This window comes from Paraburkholderia sp. SARCC-3016, from assembly GCF_031119615.1.
Taxonomy (GTDB): domain Bacteria; phylum Pseudomonadota; class Gammaproteobacteria; order Burkholderiales; family Burkholderiaceae; genus Paraburkholderia.
Genome location: NZ_JAVHZD010000025.1, coordinates 1 through 18,648 on the forward strand (window position 1 = coordinate 1; position 18,648 = coordinate 18,648).

At 61.2% G+C, this 18,648-nt stretch carries 17 protein-coding genes and 2 pseudogenes; 5 read left to right on the forward strand and 14 right to left on the reverse strand.

Annotated features, from left to right (window positions below; genetic code table 11):
• Positions 1 to 210 precede the first annotated feature (210 nt).
• The 14 genes and pseudogenes from istB to QYH69_RS23735 all read right to left on the reverse strand — a co-directional run bounded on the left by istB (position 211) and on the right by QYH69_RS23735 (position 12,723).
• The gene (istB, locus tag QYH69_RS23670) at positions 211 to 999 is read right to left on the reverse strand and encodes an IS21-like element helper ATPase IstB (protein ID WP_308834176.1); all 789 of its coding nucleotides are present in this window, start codon (positions 997 to 999) and stop codon (positions 211 to 213) included.
• 6 nt (positions 1,000 to 1,005) lie between these two features.
• A complete protein-coding gene (istA, locus tag QYH69_RS23675) occupies positions 1,006 to 2,523 on the reverse strand; it encodes an IS21 family transposase (protein ID WP_308834294.1) in 1,518 nt (505 codons plus the stop codon).
• 222 nt (positions 2,524 to 2,745) lie between these two features.
• Positions 2,746 to 3,510: pseudogene (locus QYH69_RS23680) on the reverse strand (IS481 family transposase); the annotation flags it as partial.
• 387 nt (positions 3,511 to 3,897) lie between these two features.
• On the reverse strand, positions 3,898 to 4,857 hold the full coding sequence (locus tag QYH69_RS23685) for a formyltransferase family protein (RefSeq protein ID WP_308834177.1): 960 nt from the start codon (positions 4,855 to 4,857) through the stop codon (positions 3,898 to 3,900).
• Positions 4,858 to 4,874: 17 nt separating this feature from the next.
• Positions 4,875 to 5,869: pseudogene (locus tag QYH69_RS23690) on the reverse strand (IS5 family transposase).
• A 489-nt stretch (positions 5,870 to 6,358) separates the two neighbouring features.
• Positions 6,359 to 6,565: a hypothetical protein gene (locus tag QYH69_RS23695; protein WP_308834178.1), complete on the reverse strand. Its 207-nt coding sequence runs from the start codon at positions 6,563 to 6,565 to the stop codon at positions 6,359 to 6,361.
• 107 nt (positions 6,566 to 6,672) lie between these two features.
• Positions 6,673 to 7,479 (reverse strand): type III secretion system export apparatus subunit SctT, encoded by an 807-nt coding sequence (sctT, locus tag QYH69_RS23700; protein ID WP_308834179.1) that lies wholly within the window; start codon positions 7,477 to 7,479, stop codon positions 6,673 to 6,675.
• Between the two features lie 13 nt (positions 7,480 to 7,492).
• The gene (locus tag QYH69_RS23705; protein WP_308834180.1) at positions 7,493 to 8,047 is read right to left on the reverse strand and encodes a type III secretion system protein; all 555 of its coding nucleotides are present in this window, start codon (positions 8,045 to 8,047) and stop codon (positions 7,493 to 7,495) included.
• A 13-nt stretch (positions 8,048 to 8,060) separates the two neighbouring features.
• On the reverse strand, positions 8,061 to 9,362 hold the full coding sequence (sctN, locus tag QYH69_RS23710) for a type III secretion system ATPase SctN (RefSeq protein ID WP_308834295.1): 1,302 nt from the start codon (positions 9,360 to 9,362) through the stop codon (positions 8,061 to 8,063).
• A gap of 104 nt (positions 9,363 to 9,466) precedes the next feature.
• On the reverse strand, positions 9,467 to 10,159 hold the full coding sequence (gene sctL, locus QYH69_RS23715; protein ID WP_308834181.1) for a type III secretion system stator protein SctL: 693 nt from the start codon (positions 10,157 to 10,159) through the stop codon (positions 9,467 to 9,469).
• 65 nt (positions 10,160 to 10,224) lie between these two features.
• Positions 10,225 to 10,896, reverse strand: a complete 672-nt coding sequence (locus tag QYH69_RS23720) for a type III secretion protein HrpB4 (RefSeq protein WP_308834182.1) — start codon at positions 10,894 to 10,896, stop codon at positions 10,225 to 10,227.
• Between the two features lie 25 nt (positions 10,897 to 10,921).
• Entirely contained in the window at positions 10,922 to 11,731 is an 810-nt protein-coding gene (gene sctJ, locus QYH69_RS23725; protein WP_374992481.1) for a type III secretion system inner membrane ring lipoprotein SctJ, read from the reverse strand.
• 1 nt (position 11,732) lies between these two features.
• Positions 11,733 to 12,125: a serine kinase gene (locus QYH69_RS23730; protein WP_308834183.1), complete on the reverse strand. Its 393-nt coding sequence runs from the start codon at positions 12,123 to 12,125 to the stop codon at positions 11,733 to 11,735.
• Between the two features lie 28 nt (positions 12,126 to 12,153).
• Positions 12,154 to 12,723, reverse strand: a complete 570-nt coding sequence (locus QYH69_RS23735) for an HrpB1 family type III secretion system apparatus protein (RefSeq protein ID WP_308834184.1) — start codon at positions 12,721 to 12,723, stop codon at positions 12,154 to 12,156.
• A 310-nt stretch (positions 12,724 to 13,033) separates the two neighbouring features.
• Here QYH69_RS23735 and QYH69_RS23740 point away from each other — a divergent pair, with 310 nt between their 5' ends.
• Genes QYH69_RS23740 through sctR form a run of 5 tightly spaced genes read left to right on the forward strand, consistent with a single transcriptional unit; the run spans position 13,034 to position 18,642 of the window.
• Positions 13,034 to 14,092, forward strand: a complete 1,059-nt coding sequence (locus QYH69_RS23740; RefSeq protein ID WP_308834185.1) for an EscU/YscU/HrcU family type III secretion system export apparatus switch protein — start codon at positions 13,034 to 13,036, stop codon at positions 14,090 to 14,092.
• A 23-nt stretch (positions 14,093 to 14,115) separates the two neighbouring features.
• Positions 14,116 to 16,095, forward strand: a complete 1,980-nt coding sequence (locus QYH69_RS23745) for an FHIPEP family type III secretion protein (protein ID WP_308834186.1) — start codon at positions 14,116 to 14,118, stop codon at positions 16,093 to 16,095.
• 16 nt (positions 16,096 to 16,111) lie between these two features.
• Entirely contained in the window at positions 16,112 to 16,870 is a 759-nt protein-coding gene (gene sctP, locus QYH69_RS23750) for a type III secretion system protein SctP (protein ID WP_308834187.1), read from the forward strand.
• 21 nt (positions 16,871 to 16,891) lie between these two features.
• Entirely contained in the window at positions 16,892 to 17,989 is a 1,098-nt protein-coding gene (gene sctQ / locus QYH69_RS23755) for a type III secretion system cytoplasmic ring protein SctQ (RefSeq protein ID WP_308834188.1), read from the forward strand.
• Positions 17,986 to 18,642 carry a type III secretion system export apparatus subunit SctR gene (sctR, locus tag QYH69_RS23760; RefSeq protein WP_308834189.1) on the forward strand — a complete coding sequence of 219 codons (657 nt, stop codon included), beginning with the start codon at positions 17,986 to 17,988 and terminating at the stop codon, positions 18,640 to 18,642. Before sctQ ends, sctR begins: the two co-directional genes overlap by 4 nt.
• Positions 18,643 to 18,648 lie beyond the last annotated feature (6 nt).

Below are 18,648 nucleotides of genomic sequence, written 5' to 3' on the forward strand. Positions count from 1 at the left end.
CGAGTCTCCCTTCAACGTGATGACCGTATAACGCACCAACAGAGAATCGGTTGTCATGAATTTGGTAAAACTCAATAACTCCGCGATACGATCGACGGGCGTCTTGCCACCAAGTGAGCCATGCGTGTCACGGATCGGCGTAATGACGCCGGGGATGATCGCCGTAATGGCGCCAGTTTGAAGTGAAGTAAAACGCGGATTCGAACGGACTCAAGGATGCGTTTTTTTGGCCGATTTCGCAAGCCGCGTCTGGTCGGGTTCTGGCATGGGTCTGGGCGTGCGGAAACTGTCACCATCGAGCACGATGCGATAAGCGCCATGTCGTAGGCGATCGAGTGTCGCGGCGCCGAGAATACGGTTGCCGGCAAAGGCATCGCCCCATTCGCTGAAGTCGAGGTTATTGGTCAGGATCGTCGCGGCAGTCTCGTACCTTTCCGCGATCAGGTCGTGGAAGTCTTCATCTTGCGGCGAGCGCAGCGGCTTGAGCGCGAAGTCGTCAACGATGAGGACCGGTACGCTGGCAAGCTGTTTCAGTTTGCGCTCATAGGTGCCAGTCGCACGCGCGGCATGCAGGCCGTTCAACAGTTTGGTCTGCGTGGTGAACACGACATCATGCCCTTGCCGGGCCGCGCAATTGCCGAGTGCCTGGGCCAGATGGGATTTGCCGGTGCCCGTTGGACCGGCGACGAGAACTGCAACCTTCTCATCGATATAGCGTCCCGTAGCGAGGTCGTGAATGTGGGTTCGATTAAGGTTCGGCAACCGGTCGAAGTCAAACGTTTCGAGTGTCTTGCCCATCGAGAAGCCGGCGCGAGACAGCCGCGTGCGCAGCTTCTTCTGGTCACGCCGGGCGACCTCGTCGTGCAGCAGCATGGCAAGGAATTCGGTGTAGGCGAGCTGGCCGTCAATGGCCTGCCGGTTGCGCTGTTCGAGCGAATCGAGCACGCCGGACAGGCGTAACTGCTTGAGCGTTGTGTTCAGTTCAGGACTGGGATTCATAGGCGTTTAGTGGATCAGCAGGGATTGGAGATTGCGACCGAAGCGACCGCCGTTGACGTAGGTATCGGTGAGCGTTTGCGGGGACCCTGTGATGGGCTCACTCTCCAGACCTTTGTCCAGAATCGTCTTGACGGTTCGCCACCTCGGGCTGGCATGTGCCAGCGCCCGTTCGCATGCGGCCTCCAGCCGGGCTTCTCCCACTTTGCCGCGAAGCCGGATAATCCCCTGCGCGCCACGCAGATTGACGAGCACCTCATTGTTGAAGAGCGCCAGAATCAGCGCGTGACAGGACGGGCCGATTTCTTTGGCCTGCGCCAAACACCACTGCGGATCGTGTTCGAGCCAGGCCTGCGCTGCCGGCGGCTGATGATCGCGGACTGTCGAGCGAGCACCGGGCTTACGCAGGCGGGGATGGGTGGCGACGAGTTCGTGCTGATGGAACAGTTGCACGACCGTGTCGGTGGCCTTCACCCACAGCGTCTTGCCAACCAGTGCGAATGGCACCGAGTAGAGCGCCTTGCGATGCTGGATGTGAGCGTCACGATGAACGGTGACGGTGGACCACGCGGCGAGCACCGGAGGTACATCGGGCAGCGCAGTCAACAGCGGCTTCTCGATGGCGAAGCGCGCCAGCGGCTGTTCACGTGTCGTGCCATGTTCACGAACGCCAGCTTCCAGCATGATCCATTCACGCACCTGCCGGTTGGCGTCGGCCAGATCACGGAACGTGCGCAACGGCATGAAGGACTTCTTGACGTACTTGACACCCGACTCAACGACGCCTTTCTTCTGCGGATCGTGCGGCGGACAGGCATCAATCCTGAAACCGTATCCTTCGGCAAGGCCTGCATAGGAACGCTGGACCTCAGGGTCGTACATGCAGGCCCTGATGATCGCGCACTTCGCGTTGTCGATGATGATTCGCCCCGGGCATCCGCCGAACCACTCGAAGGCGCGCCGGTGACAGGCCAGCCACGTGTCGACGGTCTGATCGAACACGAGTTCGACATACTGGTGACGCGACCAGCATAGCGTCATGACGAAGAACCAGGTCTTGAGCACATGGCCTGATTCGTGGACGAGTGCAGGACCGGAGCCGAAGTCGACCTGCGCGGCATCGGCCGGCGGGAAGTCCAGAATCGTCGTCGCGGTGACGATACGTTCGGCGCCCAGATGCTTAAGGAAGCGGCGCACCGCCGAATAGCTGCCGGTATAGCCATGATTGCGTTTGAGCGCACTGTGAATCGTCGTGCCCTGCACGTCAGCCTCGAACCAACCGATGATCTGCTCACGAAACGGCTCGAGCGTCGACACACAGGTGCTCGGCAGATGCGGCGTGCGGCCGAACCGACTGGCGATCACGGTGTCTTGCGGTAGCGGCTGCGCCGGATCGAGCCAGCCGAGTTCCTGCGCAGTGCGCCTTATGGCGGTGAGTTTCTTGCGGCCCATGAGCCCAGCGCGCGCGATGTCGCGATCGGAATCGCCTTGCCGCATGCGGACAAGGACTTGGCGGTACTCAAACAATTCGAACCTCCGGTTGGCCATGGGCGCTCCGCACAAAAAAGAGCGAAGCGTACCCAGTTGGGAAAGCTCGAACCGCGTTCTACTGCACGACGCAGGTGGCTCCAATACGCCGATCGTAAGCTGGCGCCATTACGGCGATCATCGACTGGCGTCATTACGCCGATCCTGCGCTGGCGCCTATGCGCCGATCATCGATTGGCTCCTATACGGCGATCCGTGACAATGCGGGCGCCGCCAGTTGTAGTCGAACTGCCACTCCTCAATTCGCTCGTCGATCGCATCCTCGGTCGGCGGATGATCCGACCGGAATTCGTTGAGGTCGGTGAGCTGTGAACGCTCGACTTTGCCATTGAGGTGTGGCGAGCGCGGCGGGATCGGCCGGAATTTGATGCACTCGCTCATCAAGCGCCGTTGTACCGACTCAGCGAAGAACTCGCCGCCCCGGTCGGTCTGGATACGCTGGATCGGGAACGGCATCTCCTCAATGACGCGATCAAGAAAGAGCAGCGTATTTCGGGCATTTCTTACTTGGGTAGATCGCCAGTGCCCGAAACCGCGAGCAGTCGTCGATGGCCGTGTATTGGTACGCACCTCGAGCGATTTTCATCGTGTCCATCTGGACGCGGTCACCAGGCACTGGCCGGCTATAGCGTTTCGGCTGCGCTGGTCACCTGGATCGAATCAACGGTTCTACACCCGCCCCACTCAAGACCTTGTGAATGGTCGCGAGGGATAGTTCCCGTTGCTCGCGCAGTCGCAATTCATTCTGGATTCGACGGGCGCCTTTGCGCTAGCACGCAATCGGAAGATCGTCGCCCGATCAGCCGCAGAACCTTTCCGGTTTGGGCTGCGGAGTGGACGACGGCTTTGAGACTGAAGACCTGCCTCGCCAGCTTCCTGATAGCGGCGTAGCCATTTGCGAAGTGTCGGTCGAGATATGCCGCACCGTGCGCACACGAGACCGGCGTTGCCGGTCTCGTTATACATGCGTACCCACCGTTGTCGCGCGGCGATCTCTCAGTCCATGGCTTCATTTTTAGTTGAAACGATGTCTATGAATCACACACTTGCATGCATCGGGTCCAAGCGCAACAATGCTCGCCCGTAGTCCGTAGTCCGTAGTCGAAGAGCGAGGTGACCAGCCGCGCTGCCACAAGAGGCAGCGCCCGCACTATGCAGGATTCGCCGAAACGCTCCTGCTTCGCCGGGCCATGCCTACTGCCGCTCGCACATCGATGCTTTGGCTCGGCCTCGGCCCGGGAAAACTCACTGCTCTCGTTTAACACGTCGTTTTCTCGACGACTCCCGTCATGTCACAGACTCCTGCAAACGTAGCCCGACGAGTCATGACGGGCAAGAGCTACCGCACACTACCTAGCCGCGAGCTTCCCGGCTAAGTACGCTCCATTCGATAAGCGCGACGAACCCATCCGCCGCGGCGATAACTATCGATCGGTGATACTGGTGCACAACCTGCCCCGGCTCATATGCATGCTCCTCTCGCCACGCAACGGCGCGCCGCACGTAGATCTTCGCGTTGCATACCATGGCGAGACATTCGAGTAGTCCGAAAGCTCGTACCATACGCATGGTTTCCGCAACGGGACGCGTGAAATCGAAGGTGCGCGCGGCTTCGGGAACCCGAGGCCAGTAGCTGCCCCCCTCCTGCGAGCGACTCTCGCCCCAAAGCGCCTCGAAATCGCGGGCAACGCGCGAGGCCAGGCGCTGAGCGGCCATCTGAAGTTTCAACTGCAGCGTTTCTTGCCATTCGTCGACCGCTATCGGCAAGTGTTCAACTGCAATCAGCGGGCCCGTGTCGAAGTCGGTGTCGATCTGGTGACAACTGATGCCCCACTCTCGCCGGTCATCGAGAATGGCCTGTATTGGGGGATAGGGACCGCGCCCTTCGGGCAACGGCGACGGATGAAAATTCGCGGCATAGCGCAAATGTTCGCGCCAGTCTGGTATGCGCCATGCGTAGCCGGACACGATCAGCGCATCGCATTGCTGTCGCGAGAGCCGGTGCAAGTCGTCTTGGACAATGCGCGACAGCTGCACGGGAATATTCAGCTTTTGTGCGCGTTGAATGATCTCGTTGTTGAAATCCGTCTGATTGTCGACGGGAATCGTGAAGAGCGCGACGGGTTCCCAGCCTGCCGCAACGAAGGTATCGAATACAACACGCCAGCGATCGAAGCCGGCGAACGCGAATCGCATGAAGGATCTCTCTAAGGAAACGTTGATCAATGAGTCCGATGCGGGTGATCCTGCGCATACGGCTCGCGATTGATTAAACTGGAAGCCCGTCGAGGCATATTTTGGGTACCTGCACAACCGACTTCCTACGCTTTTCACCCGCCAGACGGACTGCCCCCATGACATGGGCGCAACCGCTTACGCGCCATTACCAGGTTCGCCAGCGCAAACAGGCGGAACAATTACGCCGTGTTCTTGAGCAACCCCTTGTAGCGCACCTTGCGATGCCGGAACAGGTTCTTGACGACATGGAATGGATGCTCGACGCTCGCACGAATCTGCGCCTTTTTCCGCTCAGCCGAGACCGCCAGATCTTTGAGCGCGCCGCCCTCGGGCATCGCCTCGATCTTGCCCCGCTTGAGCGCTACGTGCCACTTCACCGGCTTGCCTTTCATCTCCTCGCGCTTGTCCATGCCGGTATAGCCTGCGTCGCCGACCGCTTCGCGCTCGTGACCGTGCAGCAGTGCGTGAGCCTGCGAGATCACCGACTCGTTGGCCGCCGTGGTGACCACGCTATGTACCAGCCCCGAGTCGGCATCGACACCGACATGCGCTTTCATGCCGAAATGCCACTCGCTACCCTTCTTCACCTGGTGCATCTCAGGATCGCGGCTCTTTTCAGCATTCTTCGTCGACGACGGAGCCTCGAAGATCATTGCATCTACCAGGGTGCCGTCCTTCATCATCAGCCCGCGCTCGCACAGTTCGATGCCAATCTCGTCGAACAACTTGCGCGTGAGCTCGTGCTCGACCAGCAGACGCCGGAATTTAAGCAGCGTGGTGGCATCGGGCACGTTCTCTCGCGCCAGGTCAATGCCGGCGAACGCGCGCATCGCCATGCTGTCGTACAGCGCGTCTTCAAGACCTTCGTCTGACAGGCCATACCACTGTTGAAGAAAGTAGATTCGAAGCATGCGCTCAAGACCGATCGGCGGCCGGCCCCGTTCGCCTTTCGGGTAGTGCGGCCCGATCGCCGACAACAGGCGCTGCCGCGGAACCACCTTCTCCATCTCTGTCAGGAAACGCTGCCGTTTCGTCACGCGCTTCTTGCCCAGGCTTTCTGCTTCTGCAAACCGATCTGCCGCTTCATGATCGTGGAACCGTTCCGTGAGCTTCTCTACAACGTCCTCGGCCTCGTAGCGATGACTGCCGAGCTGAATTAATCAGCGTTTCCCTAAGGAAGTAACGGCGAATGGACATGGCCGGCCTCAAGCGTGCCCTTGCCCGTTTGCAGGTACATCTACGACGCGGAAATCGTGTGGTAGATCGCGAACCGGTTAGCTCGAAGCGTTGTTTCGCTGAGCGTGACATCCCATCAAACACGGTGCGGCCAGTCCACCTATTCAAGTGGACGTCAACGCTTGCGGTCCCCGGATTTGGCGTACGTCGACATGTGCCGACCGCAACGTCCCGTTCTACGCTACGCCACTTCCCGCATCAGGTGCTGCAAGTAGCGCTCGCGCTGTATGGGTCGCCATCGGGTCGTCGGACTGAAACGCCGCCGCATAAGTAGACGTCTGCCACGCCGGGTCGCGCAGCGCGTAAAGGCATAGCGCGGTCAGCGCCATCCCGCACGACGTCAGCGTGCCATCGTCGCGCCGACGAGGCGCAGTTCGCTCAACGCCGCTCCCCATACGCGCAAAGGTACATGCCACCAGGCTAGCGCGACGCGTGCTTCGTCGTTATCGGGGCGCAACACGGTAACCGCATCGAGCAAATCCTGCACACGCGAATTCGTGTCGAGTACAGCGCTTGCCCATAGCACACGTTCCCGTAACGACCTCACGTTCTTTCAGTGTTTCCATTGTATTTTTATCCCCGTGTCCAGCATCACATCCACGCGTGCAAAGCAAGCCAGCGGCCTCCCCCTCGCCCGTTCTCTTCGGCAGTGCCTCACTTTTCGCCTGCCAGCGCCCGCGCCTCGGCAGCAATGCCTATAAGCGACAACTGGTCGTGCACCTCATCAACGAAGACGCCAGCCAGCAACGCCAGCATAAGGATCGTAAGTGCACCTTTCACCGGCTGCGCCAGCGAATGCAGATCGAGCTTCTGCGAAACCTTGCCTGTAAAGCCAAAACCGATATCAATCAGCAGCAGCAGCACCATCATCGGCGTCGCGAGCTTTGCCACCGTCTCCATCAGTGAGTCCGTCTTCGAAAGAACAAACGATTCGACGATTTTCGCAGCGACAGGCGCGACGTTCTGGATCGGCCACCAATGGTAAGACTCGTAGATTGCGCCAAGCAGAAACGTCATGCCGCCAAAGCACCAGAAGGCGGCGATCGCAAACTGACTGAGCAGCGTCGATGTGAGCGAAGTCTCCTGCCCCTGGCTCGGGTTCTGCATCTGTATCTGGTTGAAGCCGGTCAGGTCGTCGACGTAGGTGCCGACACACTCGGCCGCCCAGAATACGCTTGACGCCGCGAAACCGATCACGATGCCAATCAGCGCTTCTTTCAGCGCTACGACGACGAGGATCATCGCATCACCGTGCTCCATCAGACCGTCTTGCCCATACGCGACGAAACTGCCCCACATCAGTGCGAGTGCGGTGCGCACACGGCCCTGAATGAAGTTGTCCGAGGTGGGCGGGAAGATCATCATCATCACCATCAGACGCTCGCTACACAGCCCGATAATGATCATGGAGTGCACCAACTGTTGGCTGGATTTGATCGATGCGTAAGTGATATCGCTCATTTCACCCCCTGTTTCAGAATTTCGATGGATGCGACGCGCCCCGACGCAGCACACACCTTCCGTCTTCGTTTCGCAATCGTCGCGACACGCCCGCGCGAGGCCGAAAGCTTTCCGCCGATTCGTCATCCTGTGCATCCTCGGCGGCCCTCGCGATACTCTTGGCGAGCGCGTCGCGACGCTTGTCGTAAATGTTGATACGGGCGCGATTGCGCAATATTTGTGCGCGCGCCTCGGCAATTTCCGCTTCCTTTGCATCAAGCGCGCGCTGTGCCTGTTCAGCCTGCGATTGCAGCGCCGCGTGGCGCTCCGCGGCGTACGAGCGGTACTCTCGTAACATCAGCAGATCGTCGGCGCGAAACCGGTCGCCACTGAACATCGCATCGATCTTGCCGTCCTGGCTCCTGAGTTCAGTCCGCTGCGCGTCGGCGGCATCGCGACGCTCCCGCAGCGCGCCGGCTAGCGCTTGCGACTCGCCCCGCAATCCGGCCAATGCCGCGTTCAGCTTGCGATCCCCCTGCCGACGGCGCGACAGCACCCGTTCGAATGCCTCGACGCGTCGATCCTTCATCGCCGCCCTCGCTTCAGGACTTCGCAAGCTCGAAGAGCATTGCGACGGTGTCATTGGGGTCGATCAGATGGCTCGTGGCCTGACCAAGGAACGACCGGATCGCGTCGATCTTCGCAATCGCTTCGTCGGCAACCGGGTCCGTACCGCTCTGGTATTCGCCGACCTGCAGTAGTAATTCAACTTCTTTATGCTTGGCCATCAGCCGACGAAGGTGGCCGGCCGCCGCGGCGTGGTCGGGTCCGACAATCTGCGACATCACGCGCGAGAGGCTGCCAAGCACATCGATGGCGGGATAGCGGTTCTGCGCGGCAATCTCGCGCGAAAGGATCATGTGACCGTCGAGAATCCCGCGCACTTCCTCCGCGATCGGGTCGCCGCCGGATTCGTCTTCGGCAAGCACCGTGTACAACGCGGTGATCGAGCCGTACTCTGAACGGCCCGCTCGCTCGAGCAGGCGCGGCAGTTCTGCGAAGATCGACGGCGGGAAGCCGCGCCGCGTCGGTGGCTCGCCCATCGCGAGGCCGATCTCGCGCTGCGCTCGAGCAAAGCGGGTCAGCGAGTCCATCATCAGCAGTACGCGCAAACCGCGGTCGCGAAAGTATTCGGCGACCGCCGTGGCCGCATAGGCGGCCTTGACGCGCTCGATCGGCGAGCGGTCGGAGGTCGCGCATACGACCACCGAGCGCGCCATGCCCTCCTCGCCCAGAATGTCCTCGACGAACTCGCGCACTTCGCGGCCGCGCTCGCCGATCAGCGCGATCACGTTGACATTGCAGCGCGCGCCGCGCGCGAACATGCCCATTAGCGTGCTCTTGCCGACGCCCGCAGGGGCGAATATGCCCATGCGCTGTCCTTCGGCGAGCGTCATCATGCCGTCTACGACGCGCACACCGGTCGGCATCGGCGTATCGAGCACGGGCCGCGACATCGGATTGGGCGGATCGGCGAGCACCGGCTGCAATTCGTCGCATTCGAGCTCGCCCCGCCCGTCGATCGGCTGGCCAAGGCTGTCGATCACACGGCCCAGTAGGCCCTGGCCGATGCGCAGCGACAGCGGGCGCTTGAGGCCGACGACGCGCGTCGCGCGCGATATGTTGCTGAGCCGGCCGAACGGCGATAGCAACGCGATGCCACGCGAAAAGCCAACCACTTCGGCGCGTTGAAGCAACTCCCCCCGGGGCGAGCGCAGTTCGCAAAGCTCGCCTAGCGTCGCATCCAGACCCGACACACGCAGCAGCGTGCCGATCACTTCCTGGACTTTGCCGCATGCCGTCAGCGCCGGACGCGCGCGCAGTTCACGCTCAATGGCGTTCATGAGTCCGGTAAAGCCAAACGCGGCGGGCATTTCGTCGCGGCCGCTTTCGCTGTCGCCGGCAACGAGTGCCGCTATTGCACTGTCAACAATGTCAGCTTTGTCAATCAAGATGTCTTATCCGCGTTCCAGTCGGTCGCCTCATCAGCAGCCTGGCCGTCGGCCGTCGGCATTGCGTCGAGGCGGGTCGCGTCCGGCATGCTGCGTACCGCCCGCGCCAACGCATCGCGCATCGCGCCCAGTTGCAGCGACACGCTCGCGTCCAGGACACCAAGGTCGGTCTCGATCAGGCACGCCCCCTCTTCGAGTGTCTCGTCGGCGCTGACGAGCAGCCGCACCGCGCATCCCGCGTCGCGCCATCCGCGCGCCGCGGCTTCGAATGCGCCGTTCGCCCCCGCGAGACCGGACTGGTGAACCCGCACCTGCACGGGGCTGCTGTCTGCAACGATAGGCTCGATGATCGCCGCGGCCCGTGCAAAGAGCGCCGCCGGATCCGCCGTCGCGACGATCTGCTCCACCGCGAGCGCTACAACCTCGGCCAACCTGTCGCGCTGCCGGCGTTCGAGCGACGCCGCGTCGGCGTGCGAGCGCAACGCGCGCTCCTGCCAGTGGGATAGCGCTTGCTGGAAGCCGTGTTCGTATCCGCGAAGAGACGCGTTGTCATATTCTTCCTGTGCACGGGCGACGATTGCCTGCGCCTCCGCGCGGGCGGCCTCCAACACAGAATCATGCTGCTTGCGCATTTCAAGGTAGCCCGCATCCATGTCGATAAGCGTGGCGAAATCTGCGCCGCGCAGCACGTCTCCGTCCGCGCCGACGCCGAGTCCCGCTTCCGGCCCATCGGTTCGCGGGTTGCGTAACCAGATCACCATGACCGCTCCGGAAACAGGCTAGGCAACTGCGAAATGATCGTGCGGCTCAGGTTCTGGCTATGCGCAGCGGGAAAAGCCTCAGGCATCTCGCGCGTTGCATCCTCCGGCAGCGCGAGCTGCACGATGGCAAGTGGTCCGTCGGGCGCCCAGCCGCATTCGTGCGAGAACAACATGAAGCCGTACCTCGCGAGCGCACAAGCGTTCGCCTCATCGATCATCTCGCGCAGTCGCGGCCGCGTGCCATTGCCGGCGAGCCGGCGCCGCTGTCCATGCAGCAGACGAACCCCATGCGCGCCGACCCATTCGCTCAGGAGCGCGCGGCGTGGCCGGTCTATCCACGAACGCAACTCTTCGACGAGTTCGAACAGCGCTCGCAGTCGGAACACGGTCAGGCATTCCTGCGCCGGCAACAGAACGAGCGCGGCGTCTGGTGCACTGAACGCCGCGAGCGGCGGCGGCAGCATGCCGATTCCTCCGAGGAACGCTTCTGCCAGCGCGGGCGTCTCCTGAACGTCTGTCGCTCGCACCTGGTCCGCGCAGGGCATCGCCGCGACGCGCAGCGGATGGATCCAATCAAATAACGTGCGTCGGCGCCGGTGATGTTCGACGAGCCGTGCGGTCACCGCAGCGGCAAGGACATTATGGGTTGCGTTGTAGCCGATCATATCCGCTAGTACTCAAGCGCTTTCGTTACGTGGTCGTCTTGCTTTCGCGCGCGTGTAGCCGCGACCGCAGGCTCGCGAGCATGACGCCGTGCAGCTTGCCCGTCTTGCCGCGTAGCAGCGCGAAAGCACCGGCCAGCGCGAGCAGCATTAGCCCGACTACCCCGCCTGCGAGAGCGAGCGAGCCGTTCTGTCTGTCGCTTCGGACCGCGAGATCCACCGCATCGGCGGGAACCGACGTCACACTAACCTCAGCATAGGTCAGCCCCTCGATGCTGTGCACGACCAGGTTCTTGATCGCGGGCGTAAGCCTCTCAACATTCGCATCGGGCCGATACTTGATGAATACGGACGCCGACGAGGGCTTCGCCGACTCCGCCAACGGGTCGTTGTTCGGCAATACGATCTGCACGCGCGCCACCACGACACCGTCGATCGTCGACAGTGTGTCGTCGAGTTCCTGCGACAAACCGTAGATGAAGCGCACGCGTTCCTCCGTCGGCGTCGACACCATGCCGTCCTTTTTGAACAGCGAGCCGAGATCGTCGTACTTCTTGCGTGGCAGGCCGCGAGCGCGCAGTTCTTCCATCGCAGGCACGATCTCCTTGTCGCCGACCATCACGGACCAGGTCTTGCCGCCGTCGGGCGTGGCTTTCTGCGCATTGACGCCCGCCTGAAGCAGCGTTGCGACCATCTCGTTGGTATCACTCTCGCTCAACTGGCCGTAGAGTTCCTGCTTGCACGCTGAGAGCGAAAACACGAGCGCCATGGCGGGCAAGAGCGGCAAGAGCCGGCGCCCACGCGCAAAGAGGCATTCGCGCAGAATTGTTAATTTCATGTCACTGGTTCTTCATAAGTGTCTGGACCGCGTCCTTTGACGAATTCACCATAGCCATCTTCACCTGAAGATCTGCGGTGGAAAGCGTGACTTCTTCCGATACGGTTAAGTTTGCGGCAACCATACGATCCAATGAGAGCCCGCTCGCGTGCTGTCTCAGGTACAGCACATCGTTCGGCACCTTCCGATCGTCCTCGGCCCGCTCCTCCACAGCCCTCACGACAATGTTGTCGTGCCCCGTGGCATGAACCGGTGGTACGTGCGGCTCGGCCTTGGCCATCGCGGCCAAGAACCGGTCAGTGAGCGCTTGGGGCACGGTACCGGGATCCGGGCCGGCCGCACCGGTGGCGCGGGTGATTTCATCCAGCAAGTGCGTGGCTGCGGTTGGACTCATCAGGTACTCCCTATGAAGAACAAAAGACTTAGATTCGCAAGTACTGCATCGTCAGCGGCATGTCGCTCAACGACTGCGACGGCGCCGCGACCGCGCCTCCGCCGGCCGTCTCCGCTTCTTCTCTCAACTCGCGCACGGACCCAGGCTCAACGAACCGCCCCGTGCGCCTCGCCGTCGCCGCCGCGTGCTTCAGATCATCGCTCGCGAGCAGGATCTTCGCTACCCGGATTGCCTCGTCGTCACCCCCCTCTTCCACGAGCGCACGTGCTTCGTCTTGCCAACCATACACATCCAGCTCCATAAGGCACCGCAGTAATACGCTCTTGCTTTGCGCCAGGTAAATTCCGCGCTCGACGAGACCGCGAAATATTGCCTCCGCGTCTCTCCACTCCCCTCGCAACGTCAAGAGGCAGCCGTCGAAAAACGAAAAATCAGCGTTGTCGGGCCGCAGCAGATGCAGCAGATCAACGATTTGCCCGATATCGTCGACGTCAGCGCCCTCTCGCCTCCCGCCGCGCACGAGAGCAGCAGCGGTCAGGCTAACGATCGCGCTTACCACCGCCCACGGGCATTGCGACTGATTCTTCAGAACGTCCATCCCTTTCCCCCAAAAGCCATCAAGTTCAATTCAACGGGCCCGATGCTGCATAGCTGCGTCGGTGAGAAGTTACGCAACGGCGGTTGGCCGTCTCGGGTACAGCACGAAATCTGAAAATGAAACGCGAATCGACGAGTCATTTTCGCTTTGCTCCCTGAAACGCCTCTCGCACAGCCAGACGGGCCGGTTCGCGGTCGACGCTCCGATTTCGCACCTGTACCCAGTGGACGTCTCGTCAACTCCTAACGTTTCGTCCAATATGGCCCCGTGCCGCGGCGCCGTATAAACAACAACAGACGTAGGACCGGATATGAGTGACGAAAAAAGCGAACAGCCTTCAGAGAAGAAACTGAAAAAGGTACGCGAGGAAGGACAGACCGCGAAGAGTACGGACCTCGTTGAAGTCGCTTCTCTTGGAGCAGTGACAATTACGCTCGCCGCCGGGCAGCACTATCTGGCGGAATCGATGCAAGCCATCGTCAAAGGCGCGATCGACTTCACTCATGGGGAGCTGTCGCTAGACGCTCTGTTCGCCACTCTGAGCGGCATCAGCCTGCACGCAATTACGCTTCTGTGCGGGGTCGCGGTTATCGCCCTCGTCGCCGCGATCGTGGCACTCGCGCCACAGACCGGGTTGCAGATCTCGCTCCAAACCGTCATGCCGAAATTCACTTCTATCAGCCCTTCATCAGGCATACAGAAAATCATTTCGATGAACGCGGTAATCGACCTGCTGAAGATGACGATCAAGGCCGCCGTGATCGTCGCGGTAATGTGGCAAACGATCAGGCAGTCGATGCCCGTGGTCGCGAGCTCGCTCAATCAATCCGTTCCGCAATTGATCGGTGTGCTGTGGTCGGTTCTGATGCACGTCGTCACCATCGCGCTCGGTGCCTTCGCTGTAATCGGCATGTTCGACTACAAGTTGCAGCAGTGGCTTTTTGTCCGCAAGAATCGGATGTCGAAAGACGACAAGAAGCGCGAGTCCAAGGAGAGCGAGGGGAACCCCGAAATGAAAGGTGAGCGCAAGCGCCTCGCGCGGGAATTAAGTCAGCAGGGTCCACGGCGCGGGGTTGGGCAAGCGAACGTTGTGGTCGTGAACCCCGTGCATTATGCGGTGGCGCTCCGTTATGACCCGACCGAGTTCCCGCTGCCGGTGGTGCTCGCCAAGGGCGTTGACGAGGAGGCATTACTGCTGCGCCGCTACGCTACCGAGTGTGGCGTGCCGATAGTCGCCAATCCGCCTGTCGCACGAATGCTGCACAAAATTCCCGAAAAGCAACCCGTGCCTGAAGAGCTTTTCGAAGTCGTCGCGGCGATTCTGCGTTGGGTCGACTCGCTCGCAGCCCAACCCGCCAACCCCGCCTGAGCTGAAGCTAAGGAGTATTCGATATGCTGAAAACCATCAAGCTGCCGGGTGTCGGCGAGGCAGGTATCGCCGTCCTGCTGATCGCGATCGTGTCGTTGATGATCCTGCCGCTGCCGCCGACCATTATCGACGGCCTGCTCGCCATCAACATCACCATCAGCGTCACGCTGCTGATGGTCACTATGTACGTCGGCCATATCGCGTCGCTATCCGCGTTCCCGTCGGTACTGCTGTTCACGACGCTCTACCGGCTGTCCCTGAACATCGCGTCGACCAAGTCGATCCTGCTGCATGCCGATGCCGGCAATATCATCGAAAGCTTTGGCGAACTGGTCGTTGGCGGCAACCTCGTCGTCGGCCTTGTCGTGTTCCTCATAATCTCGGTCGTGCAATTTATCGTGATTGCGAAAGGCTCGGAGCGGGTGGCCGAAGTCGGTGCGCGCTTCACGCTGGACGCGTTGCCCGGAAAGCAGATGAGCATCGACGCCGATTTGCGCGCGAATATCTTGACGCCCGAGGAGGCACGCAAGAAGCGCACCCGTCTTGCGGTGGAAAGCCAGCTGCACGGCGGCATGGACGGAGCAATGAAGTTCGTCAAGGGCGACGCCATTGCCGGCCTGATGATCACGCTGGTCAACATCGTCGCCGGCATCGCGGTGGGCATCGCCTATCACGGTATGTCCGCAGCGGAGGCGGCCAATCGATTCTCGGTGCTGTCGATCGGCGATGCGATGGTCTCGCAGATCCCATCGTTGCTGATCTCGGTCGCCGCGGGCGTGATGATCACGCGCGTCGATGAAGGGAACGGCGATTCCGGGTCGTCGCTCGGCGAAGACATCAAACGCCAGTTCACCAGCAGCTCGCGCGCGCTCTATTTCGCCGCACTGCTGCTGCTCGGCTTCGCGGCCGTACCCGGTTTTCCTGCCCCGCTCTTCCTGTTGCTCGCAGCCACGCTCGGCTTTACGGGCTACAGACTGCAAAGGAAACAAAGTGGTCCGTCCAAAGAGGCCGGCAAGCCGGTTAACGCAATGCAACGCGCCGGCGCGAAGGGCGACGCACCGTCGATCCTGCTGCGTCCGCCGCAATTCACCTGCCCGCTCGGCGTGCGCCTCGCGCCCGATGTCTGCCCCCGGCTCACCGCCGAGGCACTCGATGCGGCGTTCGACATGCATCGTGCCGCGCTACAGGCGGAAATCGGACTGCCGTTCCCCGGGATCATGATGTGGACCGAGCCGACGTTGCCAGCAGACACCTACGAAATTCTGCTTTTTGACGTGCCGCATGCGCGCACGACGCTCACCGAAGCGCAGGCAGCCGAGGTGGATGCGAAGCTCGAGGCCGCCAGTGGCGCGGCGGCCGTGCAAACGCCGGAGGCGCTGATCGCGCGACACACCACCCGGCTCCTGCGCCGCCATGCGCATCTGTTCCTAGGCATCCAAGAAGCCCAATGGATTCTCGATCAGCTGAATGAAGACTATCCTGGCCTCGTCACGGAAGTGCAAAAGGCGCTGTCGCCACAGAAAATAGCGGACGTACTTCGCCGGCTACTCGAGGAAGAAGTGCCAATCCGGAATATCCGCACCATCACGGAGGGCTTGATTACATGGGGCCCCAAGGAGAAGGACATGCTGATGCTGACCGAGTACATCCGCATGGAGCTCGGGCGCCTGATCGCCTACCGTGCGACCGGCGGCGACGCACGCGAGCTGCCAGTGGTGCTCGTCGACACGCAGGTCGAGCAGCACATCCGGCAGTCAATCAAGCAAACGCCAACGGGAAATTTCCTCGCGCTGCCCCCTGATGAGATCGCGCGGATCGTCGGCAACATTGACGCAATCGTCAGCGAGGCGCCCCGTGCTCCTGTCGCGCTCGTCGCATCGATGGACATTCGGCGTTACATCAGGCGCATGATCGAATCACGCCTTGGCTGGCTGCCGGTCTACTCGTACCAGGAGCTTGGGTCCCATGTCGATCTGACTCCCATCGGCCGTCTAACGATGTAATCCAGCGAGGGCCGACATGCATTCTTCGTTACGTCACCGTGCGCGCGTCGTTGCCGAACATCCAGCTCATACGGAACCCAAACCGGACACGTCGTCCGCCCATTTACGCCACCAGGGCGAGCTCTTTCGTCGCCTGCACGCGCGCGCCCACGCCGATTTGACTCAGGAAACGCAAACGATTGATGAAACATCCAATATACGATGCGAGTCCTACGCCTTCGACAGTATTGCCGCGTGTTCTGACGAGGCACGCGACGGCAGCGACCACGGCGAGCACAGCAACGATGACGACGGCAACGAAGAACCGCAAGAGTCCGAATCTCGCAAGAACATCGCTGACAGCTTACCGGGAACTTCGCTCCTCGCTCCGGGGTCATTCGTTCCTAACGTCGCGGCACTGCATGACGTGCACGCGATGAAGCGATTCGCTGTCTCCGAAACGCCGTCCGCAAACGAGGCAGCGTCAGTAGTCGAGCCGGACATGCGGCGCCTCGTTGAATCGATCGTGACGCGGATCGCCGACTTCAGCTCGAACCCTGCCGTCCTCGAACGCGGAGATTGGCACTTCACAATCCCGCTCGACCCCGCGTTGCTGCCCGATTGCACGTTGAACCTGACGTTTTCGCGTTTCACTTTGACGCTTCGTTTCGACACTTTCGTAGACAGATCTGCAACGCTACTCTCCCAGCATACGGACGCGTTGCGAAAAAGCCTCGACGACGTTATGCGAGATCGCTTCGGCACACCCAGCAGCATCGAGATCATCGTCACGTAAAACCATAGGGACCTCAACTCCATGCTAGAGACCAACGGGAGCGGCACCGAAACGATGTCAAGGTCCGCAGTCTCGCTCGATCCGACACGCCTGCCGTCACTTACAGCGACGACCTCGCGCCAGCATCGGCTGGCGGTCGACGGGCGCCTAGTCGCGCTGCTCTCGCATGCCCTGGGCGTCGAGAACTGGAGAGTCGGCACACGCAATCTCGTCGATATCAACTGTGCGACTGTCGTGACGCTGCGTTGGGGCATCCATAGCGCGGCGGTACGTATCGACGCGGCACAACATCCGGGGATGGAAAGCGTGATCGGTTCGGGCGCCGGGGCAAATGTCGCACTTCGCAATGCGGTTGGCGCACTCCTGCTCACCCCACTGCTGCGGGCATTCGAAACGCTCGGCATGCAGAGCGTCGAGATCGCCTCGCTCGAGCGTGCGGCGACACCGTCTTCGGAGAGCGCCTGCTGCGCGCTTGCGTTCCGGCTCGGGTCGCAGCGCATCGACGCGACGCTTGAGCAGATCGACAGCGGCTGGCTCGATGCGCTTGAAGCGCTCGTCGCCCAGCAGTGCACGCCGTTTGCGACGCACGTCAGCGAAATCGCGGTGCCCGGGCGCCTGCTGATCGGGGAGAAGGCAATGAGCGTCACAACGCTCGAATCTCTGCGGCCAGGAGACGTCATCATGCGCGCTGTATCCGGCGAGATGAGCGCACTGCTTAGGCGCACAAGCGAAACGGCGCGCGCCCAGGTGATCTGGGGCTGCTACGGGGCCCGGCAGCTGTGCGTGCTGGCTAACGTTACCCACCATACCCTAATCTTGAAAGAAGACCCCACGATGAGCCACGACACCCAATTCAGCGCGCCTCTGACCGACACGATCGACTCGCCGGTCGAGATCAGCCGTCTCGATCTACCTCTCAGACTTGAGATTGACACTGTGTCGTTGCCCGTAGCACAGCTCTCCGCGCTGCGCGCGGGCTACGTGCTCGAGCTTCCGACCGCCGTCCCCGACGCGCGTATCCGTCTTGTCACCTACGGGCAGACGATCGCCTTCGGCGAGCTCGTCAGCGTCGGCGACCATCTCGGCGTACGTCTGGTTCAACTATCGAGCGGCCAATGATTCACTTCGGCGATTTAACCGGGCTGCTGATCACGGTCGTCGCGATCACGATGATTCCATTTGTCGCGATGGTTGCCACCTCTTACGCGAAGATCGTCGTCGTACTCGGACTGTTGCGCAACGCGCTGGGCGTGCAACAGGTCCCTCCAAATATGGTGCTCAACGGCATCGCGATACTGGTCTCGGCGTATGTGATGGCGCCCGTCGGTATTCAGGCTATGAAGACTCTGCACGACACGCATCGCCCGCCCGGCACCGACTCGTCGATAGTCGTGTTCGATGTGTTCGACGCCGCCAAGGAGCCGTTTCGGCAGTTTCTTAAAAAGCATACGGGAGAGCGGGAGAAACGCTTCTTCGTTCGCTCAGCGACGGTGATCTGGCCCAAGGACATCGCCGCGAAAGTCCGCGACGACGACCTGATCGTACTGGCTCCCGCGTTCACGATCACCGAGATGACCGACGCATTCAAGATCGGATTTCTGCTTTATGTCGCGTTTGTCGTCGTCGATCTCGTCATCGCGAACGTGCTAATGGCCATGGGCCTTAACCAGGTTCAGCCGACCAATGTCGCAATTCCTTTCAAGCTGTTGCTGTTCGTCGCGATGAGCGGGTGGTCCACGTTGATCCATGGCCTCATCATGACCTATCGTTGAGTGATC

Excerpts from the sequence above, each read along its gene's own strand:
- istB (WP_308834176.1), bottom strand. The coding sequence starts at position 999 with ATGAATCCCAGTCCTGAACTGAACACAACGCTCAAGCAGTTACGCCTG.
- sctT (WP_308834179.1), bottom strand. The coding sequence starts at position 7,479 with ATGAGCGATATCACTTACGCATCGATCAAATCCAGCCAACAGTTGGTG.
- QYH69_RS23705 (WP_308834180.1), bottom strand. The coding sequence starts at position 8,047 with ATGAAGGATCGACGCGTCGAGGCATTCGAACGGGTGCTGTCGCGCCGT.
- sctN (WP_308834295.1), bottom strand. The coding sequence starts at position 9,362 with ATGAACGCCATTGAGCGTGAACTGCGCGCGCGTCCGGCGCTGACGGCA.
- QYH69_RS23720 (WP_308834182.1), bottom strand. The coding sequence starts at position 10,896 with ATGATCGGCTACAACGCAACCCATAATGTCCTTGCCGCTGCGGTGACC.
- sctJ (WP_374992481.1), bottom strand. The coding sequence starts at position 11,731 with ATGAAATTAACAATTCTGCGCGAATGCCTCTTTGCGCGTGGGCGCCGG.
- QYH69_RS23730 (WP_308834183.1), bottom strand. The coding sequence starts at position 12,125 with ATGAGTCCAACCGCAGCCACGCACTTGCTGGATGAAATCACCCGCGCC.
- QYH69_RS23735 (WP_308834184.1), bottom strand. The coding sequence starts at position 12,723 with ATGGACGTTCTGAAGAATCAGTCGCAATGCCCGTGGGCGGTGGTAAGC.
- QYH69_RS23740 (WP_308834185.1), top strand. The coding sequence starts at position 13,034 with ATGAGTGACGAAAAAAGCGAACAGCCTTCAGAGAAGAAACTGAAAAAG.
- QYH69_RS23745 (WP_308834186.1), top strand. The coding sequence starts at position 14,116 with ATGCTGAAAACCATCAAGCTGCCGGGTGTCGGCGAGGCAGGTATCGCC.
- sctP (WP_308834187.1), top strand. The coding sequence starts at position 16,112 with ATGCATTCTTCGTTACGTCACCGTGCGCGCGTCGTTGCCGAACATCCA.
- sctQ (WP_308834188.1), top strand. The coding sequence starts at position 16,892 with ATGCTAGAGACCAACGGGAGCGGCACCGAAACGATGTCAAGGTCCGCA.
- sctR (WP_308834189.1), top strand. The coding sequence starts at position 17,986 with ATGATTCACTTCGGCGATTTAACCGGGCTGCTGATCACGGTCGTCGCG.